The 4,916-nt window shown below is 72.3% G+C and carries 4 protein-coding genes; 3 read left to right on the top strand and 1 reads right to left on the bottom strand.

The window, feature by feature from the left end:
* The 3 genes from E2E34_RS37660 to E2E34_RS31405 all read left to right on the top strand — a co-directional run.
* A partial coding sequence (locus tag E2E34_RS37660) for a glycosyltransferase family 4 protein (RefSeq protein WP_208765391.1) occupies positions 1 to 1,037 on the top strand: 1,037 nt, incomplete at its 5' end.
* Positions 1,034 to 2,356, top strand: coding sequence for a beta-galactosidase (locus tag E2E34_RS31410; protein WP_138905250.1), 1,323 nt, complete (start codon positions 1,034 to 1,036; stop codon positions 2,354 to 2,356). The genes E2E34_RS37660 and E2E34_RS31410, both read left to right, overlap by 4 nt.
* Positions 2,357 to 2,366: 10 nt before the next feature.
* The gene (locus E2E34_RS31405) at positions 2,367 to 3,434 is read left to right on the top strand and encodes a GNAT family N-acetyltransferase (RefSeq protein ID WP_138905249.1); all 1,068 of its coding nucleotides are present in this window, start codon (positions 2,367 to 2,369) and stop codon (positions 3,432 to 3,434) included.
* Between the two features lie 16 nt (positions 3,435 to 3,450).
* Here E2E34_RS31405 and E2E34_RS31400 read toward each other — a convergent pair whose 3' ends face one another.
* Entirely contained in the window at positions 3,451 to 4,773 is a 1,323-nt protein-coding gene (locus tag E2E34_RS31400) for a UDP-glucose dehydrogenase family protein (protein WP_138905248.1), read from the bottom strand.
* Between the last annotated feature and the right edge of the window lie 143 nt (positions 4,774 to 4,916).

The raw sequence follows: 4,916 nt of genomic DNA, 5'->3' as shown, positions 1-4,916 counted from the left end.
GATCGTCGGCAGCGTCAGAGGTGTATAAGAGACAGATCGTGGACTGCATGCCGGAGCGCGAGTTCCTGTGGTTCACCCGGTGGCCGCCGCACGGGCCGCCCGGGGCGGCACGCGGCCGAGGTGTCCCCATCGTGACGCGGGACGGCGCCCCGCACATCCCCGAGCGGCTCCAGGCGGCCCTGGCCGGGAGCGTCCTGGCGCGGCGCACGGATCTCGTGCACGCCATCCTGACGATCGGCAGGTCGTATCCGCTGTACTCCCGGCTGCGGCGGGGGCTGCTCGGTGGTGGTCCCGTCATCCACACCGTGCCGGGGGTGATGGACATGGGCCTGCTGGACGGGGCGCGCCCGCTCGGAGTGACGGTCGCCCTGTCCGAGGCGACGGCCGGGCGGTTGCGCGCGGCCGGGTTCGCGGACGTCCGGGTGATCCCGCCCGTGATCCCGCTGGACCGGTGGCCGTGGCGGCCGCGCGCTTCCGGCACCCCCCTCGTGCTGTTCGCCGGCCACCACGACGCGCAGGGCGGCGCGCACGAGGCGATCGCCGCCGCGGCGCAGGCGCACCGCTCCGGTACGCGATTGCGCCTGGTCCTGGCCATGCGAGGCCGGCCGGGGCAGAACGTGCGCGCGCTGGAGGCGGCCCTGCGGGCCTTCGCGGCCCAGCAGGGCCTTCCCGGGATCGACGTGCGCGGCCACGTCCCCGACATGCCGGGGCTGCTGGCGGCAGCCGACGTACTTCTCTTCCCCCCGCGCTCACTCGGCGGGAAGGCGGACCTCCCCTTCGTCGTCCTGGAAGCGCTGGCCACCGGCCGCCCGGTGATCCTCAGCGATCTCCCGCAGTTCGCCGCGCTGGGCGACGCGGGGCTGCGCGCTCCCGTCGGTGACCGACTGCGGACGGGTGAACTGCTGACGCGGTTGCTGGAGCAACCCCAGCGCTGGGAGATGCTGGCGCGGCGCGGGCGTGCCACGGTGGAGAAGCGGTTCGGGCCCGAGTGTTTCCGAGCGCAGTACGAACGTTTGTACCAGGAGGCCCTCGCATGACACCGGCACGGCGAGAAGCGTTCCGACGCGCGGCCACCCGGGCCGCGGTCTACCGCAGGCACATCGGCATCGTCGCGGTGGCCCTTCTCGTCGTGGCCTGCGCCGGAGCGCCCCAGCGCGGCGAAGGCCCGCGATACGAGTTCGGGACGCTGCAGACCATGCCCGAGAAGGCGGACCTGGAGCGGAGCAACGGCATTCAGGTCGCCCACCTGCAGATCTTCTGGAACCGGTACGAGACCAGCGAGGGGGAGTACTCCTCCACGTACCTGGAAAGCGTCAAGAGCGAACTGGAACGGTTCCAGCGGGCGGGGTCGCTCGTCGAGGTCAGCCTCGGCCTGCACCACGCGCCGAGCTGGCTCTTCGAGGACTATCCGGAAGCCGCCTATGTGGACCAGTACGGGAACCGCCTCACCGAAGCCCCCAACATGGTCTTCAGCCGGACCGTGCGCGAGAAGGCGCAGCGCTACATCGACCGGGTGGCCCGCGACATCGGACTGGCGAACTTCTGGGCGGTCCGGGTCGGGGTGAGCGGCACCGGCGAGTTCAGCTATCCCTCGACCGAAGACGAGCTCACGCGCGAACACGCCTACTGGGCGTTCGACGACAATGCCCAGAGCCCGGACCGGGCGGGGCGGCCGCCCAGCGCCCCCGCGAACCCCTTCCCGGGCTGGAGACCGGGCCAGCGCGACCACGAGGGGAAGGACTTCACCGAGGACCAGGTGCGCGAGTGGTACGACTGGTACCTGCGGGCACTGGCCGACGCGGTGAACTGGCAGATCGAGTACTACAAGTCCCTGCGCTACGACGGGTTCCTGAAGGTCCTCGTAGCGGGCACCGGCTACTACCCGGGGGACTACCGGCGGGCCGTGGAGCACTACCTGGACACGACGGTCGAGAACCGGCTGGTCCCCCTCGGAGCGGGGTTCTTCAAGACCCTGGGCTACGTCCGCGACCACCGGAACGTGCACGTCGTACCGACCTCGCTCGTGGACGGCACGGGGGAGCCGGCGAACAACGGCTGCGAAGCCACCGACCGCCACGTGGACGTCCTGGACCCGCCCCGCCACGTTCCGGACGCGTGGTCGTCGATGCGCTGGGTCACCCGTATCGCCCGGCACTACGACTTCGCCCTGGTGAGCGGAGAGAGCGCCGGGCCCCAGGTGAGCGCCTACTACCCCGGCGTCATGAGCGACGCGGCCGACCAGATGCGCAGCTGCGGACTGCAGGGGCTGATGTGGGCCTTCGACAGCAACCTCTACGACGGCACCCCCGGTTCGTCGCTCGCGGACTACTCCGCCGTCATCTCCCGGTACAACTGAGGTGATCCCGATGCAGGTGACGGTCCTGCGCCCCGACGAGCTGACCGCTTCCGACATCGCCGCGTGGGAGGCCATGCAGAGCGCCGACCCGGAACTGGCCAATCCCTTCCTTTCCCCGGAGTTCACCCGGGCCGTGGGGCGCCGGCGCCCCACGGCCCGGGTGGCGCGGCTCGCCGAGGACTCCCGTACCGTCGGGTTCTTCCCCTTCGAACGGCATGCCCTCGGCTCCGGCAAACCCATCGGCTCCGGCTTCTGCGACTGCCAGGGCCTGATCCACCTGCCGGACCTCGACTGGCGGCCGGCGGAACTGCTCCGCGCGTGCGACCTGGCCATCTGGGAGTACGACCACCTGGCCGCGGGGCAGACCCCCTTCGAGACAGCGGGCACGCCCCGGGCCCGAGCCGCCTCACCCGTCATGGAACTGGACGGCGGCCATCACACCTACCTCGAACGCCTGGGGCACAAGTTCCTCCGGGCCGCGCGGGGCCAGGAGCGGAGGCTGACCCGGGAAGTGGGCCCGCTCCGGCTGGACTTCCACAGGTCCGAACCGGCGCTCCTGGACACCCTGATCCGCTGGAAGTCCGCGCAGCAGCGGGAGAAGGGGCGTCGGGACCTGCTCTCCCAGGAGTGGTTCCGCACCATCCTGTGGGAGCTCTTCGATCTGCCCTCCGAGTCCTGCTCCGGCACCCTGTCCGTCCTCTACGCGGGCGAAGAGCCCGTAGCCATGCTCTACGGGCTGCGCTCGCGTCAGGTGCTCGCCACCTGGTTCCCCACCTACGACACCCGCTTCGCCCGCTACTCGCCCGGAATCCTGCTCCACCTCGAACTCGCCGAGGCCGCCGCGGAACGCGGCATCGCACGCGTCGACATGGGCAAGGGCACCGCCCGCTACAAGGACGCGCTCAAGACGGCGGACCTGAGCGTCAGCGAGGGCTACGTCGACCGGCACACGCCCAAAGCGGCGCTGTGCCGGCTGCGGATGACGTCGGGCCGTACCGCGCGCGCGGCGGTCCGCGCCAACCCGGCGGTGTACCGGGCCGCCGTCAGAGCGGTCGGGGCGGTGGACCGGCTGCGCTGACCCGCGGCGCCGCCGCTCACCACGACGTCCCGCCGATGGGGCGGCCGAGCGCGTGCAGCGACCAGCCGGCCGCGCGCCACCGGCGGGCGTCGAGGCTGTTGCGGGCCTCCAGCAGCAGCGGTGTGCGCACCACGGCGGCGAGGGCGACGGGTTCGATGGCGCGGTACTCCGGCCAGGGCGTGAGGTGCAGGACGAGATCCGCGTTCTCGCACGCGGTGGTGACGTCGTGGGCGTACTCCAGGTCGGGGAGGGCCGCCCGGGCATTGTCCAGGGCCCGCGGATCGTGCACGCGCACCGTGGCCCCCTGCTGGCGCACCGCTGCCGCCACGGCGAGCGCGGGCGAGTCGCGCACGTCGTCGCTGCCCGGCTTGAAGGACGCGCCGAGTACGGCGATCCGGCGCCCGGCGAACGACCCGCCGGCCAGCCGCCTGGCCAGGGCCACGGTGCGCCGCCGCTGCCGGGTGTTGATGCGGTCGACCTCGTGCAGGAAGGCCACCGCCTCGCCGGCTCCGAGCTCCTCGGCGCGGGCCGCGAAGGCACGGAAGTCCCTGGGGAAGCTGCTGCCGCCGAAGCCGAGGCCGGGTTCGAGGTAGGTCGCGCCGATCCGGGAGTCCGCGCCGACGGCCCGGGCCAGGACCGCCACGTCGGCGCCCGCCGCGTCGCACACCTCGGCCATCGCGTTGATGAAGGAGATCTTGGTGGCGAGGAAGGAGTTGGCCGCGACCTTGACCAGTTCGGCCGTGGCGGGGTCGGTGCTGAAGAACGGGACTCCGGTGCGCAGCATGGGCGCGTACACCGCCCGCAGGACGGTTTCGGCGTGCGCGGAGGTGACGCCCACGACGATCCGCTCGGGCCGCATGGTGTCCTCGACGGCCGATCCCTGGCGCAGGAACTCCGGGTTCCACGCGACTTCGGCGCCCCGGGTGACGGCGGCGAGGTGCCGCCCGATCCGCGCGGCCGTGCCGACGGGCACGGTCGACCTGCCCACGACCAGGCTGCCGGGGCGCAGGTGCCGTGCGAGGCCGTCCACGACCATGTCGACGTACCGCAGGTCGGCGAAGTCGCTGTCGGGCCGCCGCGGGGTGCCGACGCACATGATGTGGGTCCTCGCGAAGGAGGCGGCCTCCGCGAGGGAGGTGGAGAACCGGAGCCGGCCCGACGCGAGGTTCCTGGCGAGGAGTTCGTCCAGGCCGGCCTCGCGCACGGGCGACCGGCCAGCCGACAGGGAAGCGATCCGCTTCGTGTCGGAGTCGACGCCGAGCACCTGGTGGCCGATGTCCGCCATGCACGCGGCATGGGCCGCCCCCACGTAACCGGTCCCGATGACTGTCATCCGCATGGCGTCAGTCCTGACGGTGCGTCCGCCGTGCGGTGCCGGCGTATCCGTGGGGGTTGAGTTGTTGGAATCGCCAGGCGTCGGCGCACATGTCGGTGAGGCTGCGGGTGGGGTGCCATCCGAGGGCGTGCTGGGCGGCTGTGGTG

Origin of the sequence: Streptomyces albidochromogenes (assembly GCF_005981925.1) — a bacterium.
In the GTDB taxonomy this organism is placed as follows: Bacteria; Actinomycetota; Actinomycetes; order Streptomycetales; family Streptomycetaceae; genus Streptomyces; species Streptomyces albidochromogenes.
The sequence above is the reverse complement of the archived record's forward strand: the minus strand, read 5'-3'. Positions and strand labels throughout refer to the sequence as shown.